Source organism: Streptomyces sp. NPDC096046 (assembly GCF_040303285.1).
Classification (GTDB): Bacteria; Actinomycetota; Actinomycetes; order Streptomycetales; family Streptomycetaceae; genus Streptomyces.
This window is the reverse complement of record NZ_JBEOSZ010000043.1, coordinates 56,908-72,155: the sequence shown is the minus strand read 5'-3', so window position 1 is coordinate 72,155 and position 15,248 is coordinate 56,908. Positions and strand designations below refer to the sequence as shown.

15 protein-coding genes, 1 tRNA gene and 1 pseudogene are annotated in these 15,248 nt (G+C 68.5%); 3 read left to right on the top strand and 14 right to left on the bottom strand.

The annotated features are described in order from the left end of the window. The coding region (locus ABTX62_RS29340) for a DNA-directed RNA polymerase subunit alpha C-terminal domain-containing protein (RefSeq protein ID WP_352118999.1) at positions 1-342 on the top strand (342 nt) is incomplete at its 5' end. A gap of 206 nt (positions 343-548) precedes the next feature. Here ABTX62_RS29340 and ABTX62_RS29335 read toward each other — a convergent pair. The 4 genes from ABTX62_RS29335 to ABTX62_RS29320 form a co-directional block, all read right to left on the bottom strand. Continuing rightward, a complete protein-coding gene (locus ABTX62_RS29335; protein ID WP_352118998.1) occupies positions 549-803 on the bottom strand; it encodes a hypothetical protein in 255 nt (84 codons plus the stop codon). A gap of 10 nt (positions 804-813) precedes the next feature. Beyond that, the gene (locus tag ABTX62_RS29330) at positions 814-1,440 is read right to left on the bottom strand and encodes a DUF5994 family protein (RefSeq protein WP_352118997.1); all 627 of its coding nucleotides are present in this window, start codon (positions 1,438-1,440) and stop codon (positions 814-816) included. Positions 1,441-1,737: 297 nt separating this feature from the next. Beyond that, positions 1,738-2,184 (bottom strand): hypothetical protein, encoded by a 447-nt coding sequence (locus tag ABTX62_RS29325; RefSeq protein WP_352118996.1) that lies wholly within the window; start codon positions 2,182-2,184, stop codon positions 1,738-1,740. 194 nt (positions 2,185-2,378) lie between these two features. Next, positions 2,379-3,047, bottom strand: coding sequence for a hypothetical protein (locus tag ABTX62_RS29320; protein WP_352118995.1), 669 nt, complete (start codon positions 3,045-3,047; stop codon positions 2,379-2,381). Positions 3,048-3,292: 245 nt separating this feature from the next. On the opposite strand from ABTX62_RS29320, the gene ABTX62_RS29315 reads away from it, so the two are divergent. Continuing rightward, positions 3,293-4,912 (top strand): PH domain-containing protein, encoded by a 1,620-nt coding sequence (locus tag ABTX62_RS29315; protein WP_352118994.1) that lies wholly within the window; start codon positions 3,293-3,295, stop codon positions 4,910-4,912. Here ABTX62_RS29315 and ABTX62_RS37980 read toward each other — a convergent pair. Continuing rightward, positions 4,893-5,297, bottom strand: a complete 405-nt coding sequence (locus ABTX62_RS37980) for a transposase (RefSeq protein ID WP_502998028.1) — start codon at positions 5,295-5,297, stop codon at positions 4,893-4,895. The genes ABTX62_RS29315 and ABTX62_RS37980 overlap by 20 nt on opposite strands. 150 nt (positions 5,298-5,447) lie before the next feature. On the opposite strand from ABTX62_RS37980, the gene ABTX62_RS29305 reads away from it, so the two are divergent. Next, on the top strand, positions 5,448-5,936 hold the full coding sequence (locus ABTX62_RS29305; RefSeq protein ID WP_352118993.1) for a hypothetical protein: 489 nt from the start codon (positions 5,448-5,450) through the stop codon (positions 5,934-5,936). Positions 5,937-6,050: 114 nt separating this feature from the next. Here the strand turns inward: ABTX62_RS29305 and ABTX62_RS29300 are convergent, their stop codons facing one another. The 9 genes and pseudogenes from ABTX62_RS29300 to ABTX62_RS29260 form a co-directional block, all read right to left on the bottom strand. Further along, a complete protein-coding gene (locus ABTX62_RS29300) occupies positions 6,051-6,497 on the bottom strand; it encodes a hypothetical protein (protein WP_352118992.1) in 447 nt (148 codons plus the stop codon). After that, positions 6,494-6,760, bottom strand: a complete 267-nt coding sequence (locus ABTX62_RS29295) for a hypothetical protein (RefSeq protein WP_352118991.1) — start codon at positions 6,758-6,760, stop codon at positions 6,494-6,496. Before ABTX62_RS29295 ends, ABTX62_RS29300 begins: the two co-directional genes overlap by 4 nt. Before the next feature lie 554 nt (positions 6,761-7,314). Then, positions 7,315-8,961: a BCCT family transporter gene (locus ABTX62_RS29290; RefSeq protein WP_352118990.1), complete on the bottom strand. Its 1,647-nt coding sequence runs from the start codon at positions 8,959-8,961 to the stop codon at positions 7,315-7,317. 781 nt (positions 8,962-9,742) lie between these two features. Beyond that, positions 9,743-10,324 carry a transposase gene (locus ABTX62_RS29285; RefSeq protein ID WP_352118989.1) on the bottom strand — a complete coding sequence of 194 codons (582 nt, stop codon included), beginning with the start codon at positions 10,322-10,324 and terminating at the stop codon, positions 9,743-9,745. Positions 10,325-10,866: 542 nt separating this feature from the next. Beyond that, on the bottom strand, positions 10,867-11,922 hold the full coding sequence (locus ABTX62_RS29280) for an IS110 family RNA-guided transposase (RefSeq protein ID WP_502998030.1): 1,056 nt from the start codon (positions 11,920-11,922) through the stop codon (positions 10,867-10,869). Positions 11,923-12,069: 147 nt separating this feature from the next. After that, positions 12,070-12,309, bottom strand: a pseudogene (locus ABTX62_RS29275) (ATP-binding protein); the annotation flags it as partial. Positions 12,310-12,365: 56 nt separating this feature from the next. After that, a tRNA-Arg gene (locus ABTX62_RS29270) sits at positions 12,366-12,438 on the bottom strand. Positions 12,439-12,649: 211 nt separating this feature from the next. Continuing rightward, positions 12,650-14,161 (bottom strand): Clp protease/crotonase-like domain-containing protein, encoded by a 1,512-nt coding sequence (locus ABTX62_RS29265; protein WP_352118988.1) that lies wholly within the window; start codon positions 14,159-14,161, stop codon positions 12,650-12,652. After that, positions 14,158-15,072 (bottom strand): site-specific integrase, encoded by a 915-nt coding sequence (locus ABTX62_RS29260; protein WP_352118987.1) that lies wholly within the window; start codon positions 15,070-15,072, stop codon positions 14,158-14,160. The genes ABTX62_RS29265 and ABTX62_RS29260 overlap by 4 nt, the downstream gene beginning before the upstream one ends. Positions 15,073-15,248 lie beyond the last annotated feature (176 nt).

The following is a 15,248-nucleotide window of genomic DNA, read 5'->3' as shown; positions in this document are numbered from 1 at the left end:
AACATCGACGCCGAGGGCATCGACATGGGCCCCTCGCCCACGGACGCCGCCCTGGCCGCCGATCTGGCCCTGCCGATCGAGGAGCTGGAGCTCACGGTCCGCTCGTACAACTGCCTCAAGCGCGAAGGCGTCCACTCGGTGGGCGAACTCCTGGCGCGCTCGGAGGCGGACCTGCTCGACATCCGCAACTTCGGTGCCAAGTCGATCGACGAGGTCAAGGCGAAGCTGGCCGGCATGGGTCTCGGCCTGAAGGACAGCCCGCCCGGATTCGACCCGACCGCCGCCGCCTTCGACGCGGACGACAACGCGGACGCGGGATTCGTGGAGACCGAGCAGTACTGAAACCCCGCGCGGGCCGCGAGGGAGCCGGGACGCCGGAGAGGCGGGCGATGAGCGCCCCCCGACCGCACCCGGCTCCCTCGCGTCACCCCGGGCGGCGTGCTCCCCGGGCGGGAGAGACGGACGCCCGGGCCCTACGGGGCCGGCCAGGAGGACGAAGACGTCCGCCCGAGTCCTCCGGCCTGATCAGGAGGACGAAGACGTCCCTCTCAGCCGCGTTCCTCACCGGCCGGGCGTCCGGGCCCTCGGGTGCGGTCGTCCGGCTGTTCGCCGGTGGCCGGCGACTCCGCCGGGTCAGGCCCCGACGGCGGCTGGGGCGTGTCTCGCCCGCGGCGGCCGGGCAGGGGTGAGCCGTACCGGTACGCGGCGATTCTGTCGGCGTGCTGCAGGTTGAGGCGGTGGATCACATACACCCCCACTGCGACGAGGATCAAGAAGGCGGCGGCTGCCAGGTAGGCGTTCACGGCGGTCACCTCACAAACCGCTGGGCCGACCGGCCGGGCCGGGCGGATCCGTCTGCCGGGGCAGGCCCGCGGACACGGTCCCGGCCGGTGCCTTGAGCACGTCGGTCGCTGTGGCGCCGCCCTCGGTCTCCGATGCTGCCTCGTCCGGGGCCGACGGCCGGTCGGACGCGGAGACGCCGTGCCGCGCCTCGTCCGCGGCGATGAGGGCGCTCGCGGTCAGCGGCAGGCCGTCGCGGCCGGACGCGGCAGCCATCAGCCGGGCCGCCGACTCCGCTCCGGCCTCGGGCGGGACGACCAGGAGATCCCAGCGGCCGGTGCCGTACGAGAGCAGCAGCAGCTTGTGCGGGTCGATCTCCGGCGTGAACCAGCCGACCTTCACGGTGTGGCCGTCCACGGGGACCTTCTGGGGGATGACCGGCCAGTGCTCCGGGTTCACGGCGACGCGGGTGATACGGCCCCACAAGGGGTCCAACGCATCGGTCAACGCCCGCAGTTCGTGCGCCAGATCCCGGGAGCGGGGCCACCAGGCACCGTCCAGGAGGCCGCGGGAGCTGCCGTCGGTCTTCAGTGCGAGACGCGCGGCCGGGGCTGCGACGGGCTCGGGGTGCGGCAGCGGGGGAAGCAAGGTCGCCGACATGATGCGGACCCGTCTCCGGGCCGCTCTGCGGCGGCCCGGGTGTCATGTTTCGCCGAGAACGACCCGGCGTGAAAGCCGGTGTGCGAAATGCCCTCGGTTTTCACCACACTACTCCGCGTTCCGCCGCAGCGGGGGGTGGGCGACCGCCTGGCTGAAGGCACCGCCGCCGGGTGCCCACCCGCGGCTGGCCCCGCCCACCCGGCCACGAACCGCGGAAGGCCGCCTCGCGGGCGGCCGTGGCCGGACCTTCGGTGAGGGCCGGCCCGAACCGGCGCACCCGGGGAAACACCCTGGAGGTCAGGGCTGGGTGGTGTCCACGATGAAGCGGCGACTGAGAGTGATCTCGCGCGAGAGCGGGCCCGGGTCGGCGGTCACCGTCAGCTCGTACTGCCCGTCCCGCAACGCCCTCACATCGAGCAGCCTGTGGCCTCCGACCCACAGGGTGGGGACGAACTCGCCGTTCAACCTGACCTCGACATCACGCAGCGCCTCATTGCCCAGCGCCTCGTCGCCGTTGCGAGCGATGACATCCACCATGAGCTTGGCATCGGAGAGCTCGGCGGCGTTCAGCACGCCACTGCTGGGGATGCCGCGTATCCGGAGCTCGGGCTGGTTCACCGCGTTGTTCACCGCTATGCCGCCGATCACCAGGGCGGCGGCGACAGCGGCGAGCGAAAGTGTGATGAGGACCCTTCTGCGGAACCGGGTGCGCACAGGATCCGACGACTTCAGGGCCAGCCGCATGGACACATCCTTCGAGGGGTTGCTGCTGTGGGCCGTCGGCCACGGACTCGCATGCGAACTCGTGGGTTTCCGGTGACCTTGATGGTGCCACCTCAACCGTCACGGAATCCAGGTCACCTTCGCCCTCGATGGACGAGTCCGATGTTCTCGACGTTTCCAGAGGGCACACGGCATGGCCGAATGCTCTCCGTCTCCTACCGCCCGACCGGGCAGTTCCCCCAGAGTGCGGAGAGGGCGCCGGGAATCTGCGCGACATCGCCGCAGCCCTGTGCTCCACGAGGGAAGTCATCGCTGGTGAGGTAGGTCCAGCCGCCTGCGGAAGTGCCGCGGAAGTACTTGGTGGCGCTGCCCTCGTCCTGCATGCTCACCAGTTCGTCGTGCGTGGCACCAAGGGTGGCCTCGAAGCGGGTGGCGGCGTAACGGAGACCGCCGCACCGGCCGTAGAAGAACTGCCCCGGCTCCGGCCGGATATGGACGAACCGGGGAAAGCTGCGCCGGTACGCCTCCGTCACGGCGGTCTTCACCTGGCTGTCGGCGGTCAGGTTGCGGCAGTCGGCGTGGTCCGCGGACGAGGGGGCGGACGGGGGGAGGGTCACCGCGGGAGTGGGCGTGGTGGCCTTGGCCGGGGTGGCAGAGGTGGCAGGGGCGGCCGACGGGAGGGCCGTGGCGGTGGCCGGGCTGATCGTAGGAGTGCCGGTCGGAGTCAGGGCCTGCGCGGAAGGCGTGGACGAGGGAGCGGAGGAGGCCGAGGCGGACGCGGGTGCGCCCGAGCCGGTGTGGGAGCCGGACGCCTCCCGACACCCTGCCAACGCCAGGATCCCGCCCACCACCGCTATCACCGACGCACCTCTGAAACCAGGCATGGGTGTCCTCTCTTGACCGTTCTCGACCGTTCGCTCTCGATCGTTGAAGCTGCGGCACTAGACACACGGCACAGCGCCGGGGTTGCGGGGCGAGGGAGCTACGGGATGGTCTCGATTCCGTCTACGCGTGCGTTACGCTCCTCCGCACTCCTCACCACGGCTTCCGACCCGGCAGCGTCGCGGGCCGCGAAACTGCCGGACACCGCACAGGCGGGCGCAAGCTCGCCGATGGCACGATCCCGCTCATGAACGGCGTCCGGGAAATGACCTGTCGTCCCCACCTGAAGCGCCCCGTGTGGCGGTTCGTCGTCCTCGCGGCGGCCGGGGCGAGCCTGGCCGGGACCGGTCTGGCCGCGGTGCGCGTGGCGTACGGCAACGGGCCGGCGGACGTGTGGGCCTATGCGGGCCTGCTCGTCGCGCTGCTGGGCGTCGCGTGTCTGTACGGGGCCGTCGTCCAGGTGAGCGCCGACGCGTACGGAGTGCACTCCCGGACACTCCTGCGCCGCCGCAGCGTGCCATGGCACGACATCGCCGACCTGCGCGTGTACGTGCAGTACGGCCGCCACGGGGAGGAGATCCACCGCGTCGAGGTGGTGCCGCGCGGCGGCGGACCCACGCGCCGCCTGCCCCTGCCGGCCAGCGTGTCCTCGGGCGACCGGCCGGACTTCGACGCCAAGCTGCACGATCTTCGCGCGCTGCACCGCCTGTACGGCACCCCGGAGTCGCACCACGTCGCCGTCATCTCCAAGCGCACCGCCGGTCGCGGTACGGCCGTGCCGCTGACCCTGTGCCTGCTGCTGCTCGCGTGCGCCGGCCTGGCCGCCTGGTTCGTGCCGGCCACGGAGTCGCTGAAACAGGCGTGGATGTCCGCTGCGCCGTGCACCGCCGGGGCGACCACCGAGGAAGGGCCGGGTTCCCCCGTGCCCGAGCGAAGCCGAGAGTCTGAGGAAGACTGCCTGACCACCCTGCCGGCCGTGATCACGCGGGCCGAGGTCGGCAAGGGGAAGCAGCGCAGCCGGCTGTACTTCGCGGAGAGCCGGCCGCTGGAGCGGCTCTCGGTCTCGCGGGAGGGCGCCGAGGGATTCCGGCCCGGAGACCGCGTCGAGCTCACCGTCTGGCGCGGCGAGGTGCGGCAGGTCACCGGCGAACACCACGTCTGGCGCGAACACTTCCCCAGCGGCGGGGAGGTGGCCGTCATCGCGGCCGGGTGCACCCTGGCCGCGGGCTACCCCGCCTCCTTGGTACTGCTGCGCAGACGCGGTCGTCGGCTGCCCGCCGACGAGGTCCTTCCGTCGGCGCTCCCGTTCGCGGGCGCGCTCGCCGTTACGGCCCTGTGGCTGCTGCCGCTCTGCTACCTCCACCCCACGACCCCGCCGACCTCTCCCGGGACCCTCACCTGGGCGGTCGCGGGCTGCCTGGCCACGCTGGGCGCGTTCACCCGGGCCTGGCGCGCGACCCGCATCCGTACGCCCCAGAAGCCCGCGGCGCCCCGAACTCCCCCCGAGCCCTCCGACGAGGACGAGGAGGTCTTCCTGGCCGCCCGCTTCCTGGAGCCCACCGACTACAACCCGAACAACTTCGGCACCCACATCGTCCTCGGCGGAGGCCCCCCCGCCGTCACACCGCACCCCGGCCCGGGCCGGTTCGCGGCGAAGCGGATTCCTGCGGAGCGGCTCACCGTCAAGGACATACGGCGCCCCCGCGGCGGCGACGGTGACGGCGTGCCCAGAAGCTGGCAGATCGCCGAACTCGACGACGCGGGCCGCCCGGTCCACCTCACGGCCGCCCCGACCGACCTGGCCCGCATCATCCGGGCCCTGACCCCGGCGAGAACGCCCGCGAACGTCACACGTCCCGACCTATGAACGCTGAGCGGTTGCCGGGCCGGAGAGCCCTCCGCGGGACGAGGTGGCACGCCTGTGGAGGGAGTGGGAAACGAGGAAACGTCGATCGCTGCTCGGCACTACCGGGGAGCCGCCGGCGCCTGCGCAGCTCGCGGCGGTTGGGGTTGCTGTCGTAGCCCTTGTCGCCGAGCAGGGCATCGGGCCGACGGCGAGGTCGGCCGGGCTTGCCCGCCACCGGCGGGATGCCGTCGACCAGGGCCAGGGTCTGCGTGACGTCGCTGACGTCGGCCGTGGTGGTGATGACCTTGAACGGGGTGCCCTTCCCGTCGCAGATCAGATGGTGCTTACTGCCCGTCTTCCTGCGGTTGACCGGCGACGGGCCGGCGTCGTGTACGGGGGTGTTCACCTGCGTTCATGGGAGGCCGACGGCCGGGACGTTCTCGCAGGCGGATTTCCGTTGAACGAGAATGAACGCTGCTGAATGAGACGGAAACTGAGACGGAGCCCGCGCATAACTCGGGTGACGGATGGCTGCGGTCGGCATTAGCGTGCGGCGGTGATCAGCAACGAGGGAGTACGCCTGGGCACGGAGGCCGCACGTCGCCTGGCACAGACAGGCATCTACGAGTTCGAGCCGGGGCTGACGGACGCCGAGTTCACTCGCATCGAGCACGAGTACGGCTTCGAGTTCGCGGACGATCACCGAGCCTTCCTTGCGGCGGGGCTCCCGGTCAACGTCCCTCCCGAGGACGGGCAGACCTGGTCCAGGCCATGGCCGGAGTGGCGCGGCGGCGATCTGGACAGCCTGCGCCGACAACTCGACTGGCCGATCGAGGGCGTGCTGCTCGAGGTTGAGCACAACGGGTTTTGGTACGAGGGCTGGGGGGAGCGTCCAGCCGACGGAACGGCGGCACTGGCTACGGCGCGGCATTCTCTGGCGGAGGCGCCGGTGCTGGTGCCCGTGTATGCCCACCGATACCTGCCGGCCGGCGGGGGAAGCTTCGGGCATCCGGTGCTCTCGATGTGGCAGACCGACATCATTTAGTGCTTCCTGTTCCCCGTGTGTGCTGAATGCGTGCCGGTGGAAGCTGCCCGACGAGGACATGAGTTGCTCGAGGGAGCCAGCGAGTGACCGGAGTGAGACGTCGGCGCCGTCTTGTCAGAGTTTCTCGACTCGCACGGAGTGCCCGGCGAGGAGCTGATTCATGTCGTCGGTGTCGGAGGTGAAGACGGTTGCCTGAGCTCCCTGCGCGACTTCCCGCCCGGCCACAGCTGCCAGGATGGCGTCGATGGCGTACTTGTGCCCATGCAGGCCGGCTGCCTTCAGCATGTCGCGCGCCATGGCGATCACCTGCTCGTCGGTGTGTACGACGCGGATCCGGGACAGCGTCCAGTTCCACAGTGCCTGCCTCGACGTTTCGCGAGGGTCCCATGCCTCCAAGGTCGTGAGCGCCGAGGTGACAATCGGGATATCGAGCCGCGGAGCCGTCTTGATCAGCGCAGTCATCTCCCGATCGCCCTGAACTGCCTTGGAGAGTGCCTCGGAGTCGAACACGAAGACGCGCTGTCGCGGCCGGTGCAGCTTCGCTCGGGCGCTGCGGTTCACGCGGCCTCGTCCGAATGTGATCGCTGCTTGTCATGCCAGTCGTCGATAGCGGCGATGCGGTCAATCGCTGCTTGCTGCTCGTCGTCCGTCACGGCGCCGTGCTCTTCTTCGAGACGTTCGGCCAACTCGCGCAGTCGGTCCATGGCGTCCTGATGAGCGGCGGCGGCCGCGATGTAACCGGACACCCCGCGTGCGTCGACGCGCTCCTTGATCGATTCCACCAGCTCTTCCGGCACGGTGATTGTGATCTTCCGGGTTGCCATACTTCAAGTATGCCAGGCTTTGAGCGGCGCCGCCTGACACACCTGGGTCCTCACCTGCTCGGGCCGCCCCCCCCGGCGGACGTCGTACAGATCTGCGAGAGGCGTGTCCCTGGCGTGCTTGGGGATGTGGACTCCGTGTGGACTCCAGACGCGAGGAAGGCCCCCCGTTCGAATGGAATGAGGGGCCTGGCACCCTCTGACCTGCTACGCAGGTTGTGCCCCCGGCAGGATTCGAACCTGCGACACCCGCGTTAGGAGAGAGGCTGGCGTCTCGGGCCGGTGACCTGCGGCTTCGATGCCTGGTGAGATGTCCGCCAACTCGACTGTCAGACACTCTTGTTGACCGTGGCTGACCGCTGCATCTGGCACGACAGTGGCACGGGACCTCAGCCGACGACAGCCAGCCACGACGGCGGGCGCGACGGCCGACCAGGCGCGCGTGTGCCTCGCTGCACCCCCACCGGTCTCCGCCACGCGAGGCTCCTGCCGCGCGCCCGGCCCGAGTCGTCGACCTTCACGACTGATGCGGAGGCGCGCGGCGCGCGGGCGCCTGTCTATGTGGTGCGTGCATCCACCGTGCCGTCCTTGGCCGCGTTCGACGCAGACCCGTCCTCCAGGCCCTCCTCGAACGCCGTGACGGCTTGGTCGATGAGCCGCTGTTCCTGTTTCCTCCGCTGAGCGACCAGATTGGCGTGGTGTTCTCGGCGGAAGGCCTTGGCCGTGGCGAGGCACATCCCGATCATCACCAGGCTGAAGGGCAGCGCCGTGATGATCGCCACCGTCTGCAGCGTGGTCAGCGACCCGGTTCCCGTGCCGCTGGCGACCAGCAGCGCGATGGCTACGGCCCCCTGGGCCGCGCACCAGAACACGCGGCTCAACATCGGCGGGTTGGGGTTGCCTCCGGAGGCCAGCACGTCGACCACGTAGCTGCCGGAGTCGGAGGAGGTGACGAAGAACAGCACGATCAGCAGGATCGTCGCCCCGGCGACGAGCGCGCCGCCCGGCATGCCGTCGAGCAGTTGGAAGAGCGCGCTGTCCGTACCGACCGTGCCGTCCTCACCCACCAGTCCGCCCTCGCCGACCGTCTCGCGGTGGAGTGCCGACCCGCCCAGGACGGCGAACCAGAAGAAGGTCAGCAGAGTCGGTACCAGCAGCACGCCCGTGACGAACTCACGAACGGTCCGCCCGCGGGAGATCCGGGCGATGAAGACGCCGACGAACGGAGCCCAGGAAATCCACCAGCCCCAGTAGAAGACCGTCCAGCCGCTGACCCATGCGGTGCCCTCCTCGCCCTGGGAGGCACCGGTGTCGAAGCTCAGCGCGAGGAGGTTCTGGAGATACGCGCCGATGTTCTCGACGAAGCCGTTGAGGAGGAACAGCGTCGGGCCCGCGACGAGGACGAACACCAACAGCGCGCCGGCCAGGCCCATATTGATGTTGGACAGCCACTTGATGCCCTTGCCGACGCCCGTGACCACGGAGATGGTGGCCAGCAGGGTGATGCCGATGATGAGGACGACCCGAAGGGACGTGCCGGGGTCGGTCACCCACCCCTGGAAGCCGAGCCCCGCCGAGATCTGCAGGACGCCGAAGCCGAGCGAGGTGGCCACGCCGAAGACCGTGCCGACGACGGCGATGGTGTCGATGGCGTCGCCCCAGGCGCCTTTGATCCTGTCGCCGAAGATCGGTTCCAGGGCCCAGCGGATCGAGATGGGACGGCCCTTGCGGTGCACGGCGTAGGCGACGGCGAGACCGACCACGACGTAAATGGCCCAGGGGTGGATTCCCCAGTGCAGGAACGTCTGGACCATGGCGAATTCGCTCCGCGTCGCCTCGGCCTCACCTACACCGGGCCTCGGGGAGACGAAGTGGTTCAACGGCTCGGCGACACCCCAGAAGACGAGCCCGATGCCCATACCCGCGGCGAACAGCATCGCCAGCCAGGAGCCCATGCTGAACTCGGGTCGCTCGTCGTCCTTGCCGAGCCTGATATCTCCGAAACGGCCGATACCAACCCATAGGGCAAAGATCACAAAGAGCGAGACGAGAGCGGTGTAGTACCAGCCGAGACCGCTGATGATCTGTTCCTGCACCGCACTGATGACGCGCTGTGCGGAGTCCCTGAAGATCGTGGTGTAGAGGACGAAGGTGACGATGATGATCGCGGACGGCCAGAAGACGCGTGGTGCGATCGATGCCAAGGAGGAGCGGGTCCCGGTTTTCTCTTGATCCGGAATATCGGCTGGTGATTTCGTCGCTTGGGGAGAAGCCATGCTCTCTTTCCTCGTGTCGTCGGGCTTGGGCACGGTTGGCCGGACGCTGTGGTGCGCTCTCTGCGGTCTCGGTGGTTTCCGCTGACTCGGACAGCCTCGGCTGCTATGGCGCAGGGGTGGGCAAGTGTTGCGCAATGAGAGATTGCTATCTGTAGGCGCAACAGCGAACACTCCTGGTGCCCGGCCGTCAAGGTCCCTCACACCACCCGCTGGGCTTTCGACCGGCATCGGAATCGATCCGTGACCCGTGGCACGACGGTTGCGTCGAAGGCCCTCCAGCGAGTTGCCGGCCGCGGATCAGGATTCGGCCGTCGTCGAGGAGAAGGGCTGCTTCCCGAGCCTCCCTGTGCCGCGGTGGATGGTGGAGCCCTGACCGTCCAGGGTAGGAAAAGCGCCTTCGTATTGCCCTGTCGCGGCCGAGCCCAGCCCGATGCTCCGGCCCTGCGTGTGCCTCAGGAGCGGAGAAGGCTGTTCGCCACTACGACAGTCCGCCCGTGGCTCACTGCGTTGCCGGGTGTCGCCGTCACGCGTGAGCGCTGCGTGAGCGGACAGAGTGGCCCGAGCTGGACCGGGTGGCATGCGGTGCTCACTCCCACGCCACTGACCAGGACAAACGGGATTCAGAGGCGCCGCCCGGCACACGCCGTCACGATCCCGCGAGCCCTCGTGATGCGTGGTCTGATTCTGTTGGCAAGTCGGCTGGTTGAGGTCAGGCCGCCGCGAGGGCGTGGGCGGTGCACAGTGCGCGGACTTTGCTGGGACGCGTCGTGGGGTTGGTGCTGGGGTTGAAGTAGGCGCCGAGGCGGGTGAGGTTGAGTGCCAGGCCGGTCAGGACGTTTTGCAGATGGACCTCGGGGAGGCTTCGGTAGCCGGTGTGCCGCAGGCCAGGGCCCCGGACGGCCTGGGAGATGGTGCCTTCGATCCCGGCCCGGGCGTTGTAGGTGGCGAGCCATTCATCGGTGCCCTGGGCCTGGAGGGCACGCGCCCTCGCCTCGTGCACCGGCTGTGGATGGATGGCGATGTTGCGGGCCGCGCCGTTCTTGGCCCGGGTGCACTGATCACGGACCGGGCAGGGCGCGCAGTCGTGGCGGGAGAACGCGAACCTGATCAGGCCACGGTCGTCCCGTTTCATGGAACGGCTGAGGGCGCCGGCCGGGCAGCGGGCGGTACCGGCCTGCCAGTCGACAGATGAGCAGGTCGGGTGACCCGCGAGGATAAACGCCAAGCTAAGCAGTAGTTGACCTAGTAGACGCAACGCCACACACGTTCGAGCCGCACGAAGAATCGGCATTTCGCAGTCAGATGCCGCCTCATGCTTGGCCAATTGCCCATTCTGCACCCTGACGATCCACTTGAACAATGGCGACGAGGTTACTGTAACGAAGACGGATAGCCTTGTCGGTGACTATTTGATCGCTGTTCAAGGGCCAGGAGTGGAGGTTCGACAGCCCTGCATTCGGATGCCCGACGGGGTGGCAATGGCATATCAGGAAGGTGTGGACCCCCGGAAAGTGCACGCTCAAGAGTGGCAATTCCCAAGCAGAATTTCCGGCCCGTGCTGCGCGGAATCGATTCGTTCATGATATGGATCAGATGTTCCTCGTTGGGGAAGGGTGTAAAGACAGTTTTGTTGATTGCCTGGCAAAGCTCAACGCAAACCCCTATCTCCTGGCAGACGATCGTCAGATCTATGGCGACGATATTGGCCTATGCGCGGCGTGCGACGGAAAGGCCCCGGGCGCCGGCCGGGCTGGAGCGGGGCGGAGACAGGAGCGCAGGCCCGGCCGGGGGCCGGGCCGCGCGCGGTGAGCGGAGCGAGTCTCCATGACGGAGTCAAGCCGCTTGCGGAACCGGTGGGGCGTTGGTGAATGCGCGGTTGTCGCGCAGTAGTGCCCACAGGACGCTGGTGCGCCGCCGGGCCAGTGCTATGACGGCCTGGACGTGCTTGCAGCCCTCACCTCGCTTCTTCAGACTAGAAGTCCCGATTCGGTCCTTCGCGGATGATGCTGGTCTGCGCGGACATGTAGAACACCCGTCGCAGGCGGCGGCTGTATCGCTTGGGCCGGTGCAGGTTGCCGGTTCGGCGGCCCGAGTCGCGGGGCACGGGTACGAGTCGGCCGCGGAAGCGAGATGGCCGGCGTCGGCGTAGGCCGCCAGGTCGCCGGCCGCCACAACGAACTCAGCGCCAAGTAGCGGGCCCAGACCGGGCATTGACTCGATGATCTCCGCTTGTGGGTGGCGGCGGAAGGTTTCGCGGATCTGCCGGTCGATCCGCTTGAGGCGTTCGTCCAGGGCAAGAATTTGGGCCGCCAGGTCAGCGACGATCTGCGCGGCGACATCCTCGCCGGGGAGGGCGGTCTGCTGGGCCTGAGCGGCCTCCAACGCGGTCGCCGCCACTGCGTCGGCGCCCCGCACGCTGCGGGCCGCCAGCCAGGCTGTCAGCCGGGCCCGGCCTCGGCGGCGGATCGAGGCCGGGGTCTGGTAGCCGGTCAGCAGTATCAGCGCGCCCTTGTGGTTCGAGTAGTCGAAGGAGCGCTCCAAAGCAGGGAAGACGCCGGTCAGCACGTCACGAAGCCGATTGGTCATCCGCACCCGGTCGGCGACCAGATCTGACCGGTGAGCCGTCAGCAGCGCAAGATCGGCGGCCAGCTGCGCGGGCACATCGATGGTAACGAAGTCGCTACGGTGACGTGCTGTCTCGGCGATGACATAGGCGTCACGGGCGTCGGTCTTCGCTTCGCCGCGGTAGGCGCCCGACATGCGATTGACTGTGCGGCCGGGAACGTGGACAGCCTGCTGGCCGGGGGCCGCAAGCAGGGCCAACAACAGCGCGGAGGCCGTCCCGGAGATGTCCACGGCCCAGTGGACTTCGCCCGCCAGACCGAGAATCTCACTCAGTGCGGTCAGGATGGCCGACTCATCGTTGTCGATCTGCTGAGTAGGCGTCGAAGGATGCCCGGAGTGCCGGCCACCCTGTCTCGTCGTTGACGTCTTGCGTCCAGCACTCGCACCAGAAGCCGCGCTGGGGCTTGTCCATCAGCACGGGTGTCCTCCGGGCTGGGTGTCCGTGGCGTGTTCGGCGGTGACGGTGTAGCCGCTGTGGCTGCCGTGGACGACGACCCGGTGTGCGATGACGCTGACCATGCCCAAGCCGCGGCCGTGTACCGCGTCCTATCTCGGCTGCTCGACCTTCGGGGCGGTGCCGGTCCCTCCCTCGTCAGTGACCGACAGGGCGACCACCTTGGGGGAGACCGCTAGAGCCAGGTGAAAGCTGCCGAGCCCGCCGCTAAGGGCCAGCCCGGGAGGCCCCCCTGAGCTGGCCCTTCTGGCTGTGCCCCCGGCAGGATTCGAACCTGCGACACCCGCTTTAGGAGAGCGGTGCTCTATCCCCTGAGCTACGAAGGCAGGGATCTGTCGGAAAACGTGTCTAAAACCCGGCGCGAGGGGCGGTGGGCTTCATGCCTGCTTCCGACAGGGCGGACAGACCGGTGAGGTCTGGGCCACCGCCGACAGTGTAGCGGGTCAGGTGAGATCGGCGTCGGGGTCTGATCACTGGCTCCTGGGTTGGGGGCACCGGAGCGTGTGCTGAGCAGACGAGCCCGGGTGAGGCGCAGTTTCAGGTGACAAGAGCCGCCTGGTAGTGCATGACCCGTGTGACGGAGTTGTTCAGCCAGGCGTAGCCGATGTAGATGAGGAGGGCCCCATTGGCTCCGTACGCGGGGACCCTTTTATGTGGGTAGCTCTGGTCAAATCGTGAATGTGTGGATTCGCTGTCCTGGCGGAACCCTTTGAGGCGGCGGCCTGCGGGTGTGTCGGGCGGGACTTGCCGGAGATGTTCGGTGCGGTTGAAGCGTTTCTTGCCTGTGGTGGGATCGATCTGGCGGTCATCTTCCGTTTCATCGACCCGGATGCGGAGCGTGTGGTCTTTGGCGCGGCACGGGATGGTTAGGCGGTGGTAGTAGCGGGTCCGCTTTCCCTGGCGGCACTCGAGTTCCTCGACGGGGAGCGGCGTGTAGTGGGTCTGCCCATCGACGGTGATGTGGCGTTCACAGACCCGGGCCTCGGCGACATAGAGATCGTGTTTGCAGGGACCGTCCTGGTAGCGCTCCAGGGACTGTGGTGGGAGGCCTGAGTGCTGGGGGGTGAAAACAAGCAGGCCTTCGGCGATCAAAGGGGCGCGGTGGGTGCCGCGGAGGGCCGCGTCGTAGGTGGCGGCTCGTAGGCCTGGAGCACGGGTGAGGATGTGCTTGACCAGCCCGACGAAGGCGGCGCCTTCGGCTTCCCGTTCCGGGTCTTCTTCTTGGGATCTGTGGCGGATGGATTCCAGCGCCAGGATCACGCGGCTGTGGGCCCGGTTGGCAAGGCGGACGCCCACGGAGAGGAATTTGTTGCCGTAGACCTGCCTGCCGCCGCCTTCTGTTGTGACGCCAGCGTCTTCGTCAACTCGGTGGGTTCGAATCTCACCGGTGGTTTCGTCTACGGTCTCGTGCTCAGTGTGGGAAGAGGGTGGGGCGGCGACGGTGGCGTCGCCGTGCAGGACCTGTTGGCGCTCGGGATAGATGCGGCTGGTGCGCTTGCCGGACTCCTTCATCATTCCGTGGTCGAGGGCCTGTTGAATCCACAGGTCGCGGCTGATGTCGCGGACCGTTCCGTGGGCAGGTTTGAGGTGCTTGTGAAAGTAGTGGTTCCAGTTGCTGCGGGAGGGCCCGGTGGGCCTGAGGGCGTCGGCTGCTTCGTCTCCTTGGTGGGCCCGGACTGCTCGGCGTACGGCTTCCCACCAAAGAGGGCGCTGGAGGTGGCTGGCGGTGGAGCGGGCAGAGCCGAACAGTGAGATTGAGCAGAGGAAGATCAGATAGACGACGGGCGGGTAGTGGGCGGGGCGCCCGACCTTCTTCGGGCCGGGCAGTGCGGTGGCGGCGGTATAGAGGTCCGGATTGTTCACCAGGTACTCGAATCGTTCGTCCTGGGCGAGCGGAGGGGCTTCGGGGCCTTTGGGCGGCGGCCGGTCGGTCTTGGCGCCGAAGGCGTCGTCGGGGATGGCGCCGTAGATGTACGTGCGCTGGTCCCTCTGCCCTTTTGCCTCGGCTGTGACGGGCCGTTTGGCCGCCGTTGCCTTGCGTCGACTCATGGGGAGGCCTCCCCGTTCTGCCAGGCGAGGCCGGCCAGGCCGGCCGCGGCATCTAGGGAGGACAGGCCCAGGCGGCGAGCGACCTCAGACAACTGGCCGGTCTGGTGCAGGACCTGCCGGGCGACGTAGCGGGTGATGTCGCGGGGCTCGACCTTGCGCTTACGGGTGGCGAGTCCGGCATTGCGGGCGATGTCGTTGAAGCCAGCGCCGACACTGGCCTGGGCGCCGTACCGCGAGGATTTCGTGCTGGTGACCAGTCGGTGCGGACCGTGCCCGGTGCGCTCGAGGCGGGCGGCGCGCAAGCCCAGGACGTAGACGCCCCACTCATTGAGTGGGCAGGTGCGGGGGTGGGTGCGGGTGCCGCCAGCGGTGCTGACTTCGGCTGCAGGCAGGTCGAGGTCGGTGGTGGTGGCTGCTGCGGTCTCCGCACTGTTCAGTCCCGCAAGGAGGAGCGCGAGGAGGGCGGCGTGCCGGGTTGCGGGCATGCCCCGCTCGGCGTGGAACTGCAGGTTCTCGATGTCCCGTCTGGTGAGTCCGGCGCCGGAGTTGCGAGGGTCGCGCTTGATCGGCGGAGAGTCGAGGAGCGGTGCCGCCCTGGTCATATCCAGGGCTCGGGCGTGCGCGAAGAGGGAGGCGATCGCGGAGCGGCGCTGGCGGCGGGTGCTGTTTCCAGGGACCAGGGTGATGTTGTTGCGGCGGTCGCGGCCGGGGGCGGAGATGAACGTCTCCGTCAGATCTCGGGTGACATCGTCCATACGGCTGATGTGATGGGCGTCGGCGTAGCGGTGGAAGCGTTCGCTGACCTGGATGTATAGATCGACGGTCTCGATGCTCATCTCGCCTGCGGCGGCCTTGTGCAGCCAGAGTCGGCTGACTTCCAGGAGTGCCTCTTTGATCGTTGCCCTAGTCACGGTGGGCTGCCGGGGTGAGCGGGTTCCGGGCGGGTGAATCACACGCGCTGTGGGGCGCGGGCGCGCTACGGTGGACGCTGTTCCTCGCCTTGTGTGAGGGCATGCCGAAGCCCCTTCCTACGCGGCCTCGCCGCGCCGGTCGTGGTGACGGTGGAGGTCCGGCAGCACCAACCCGG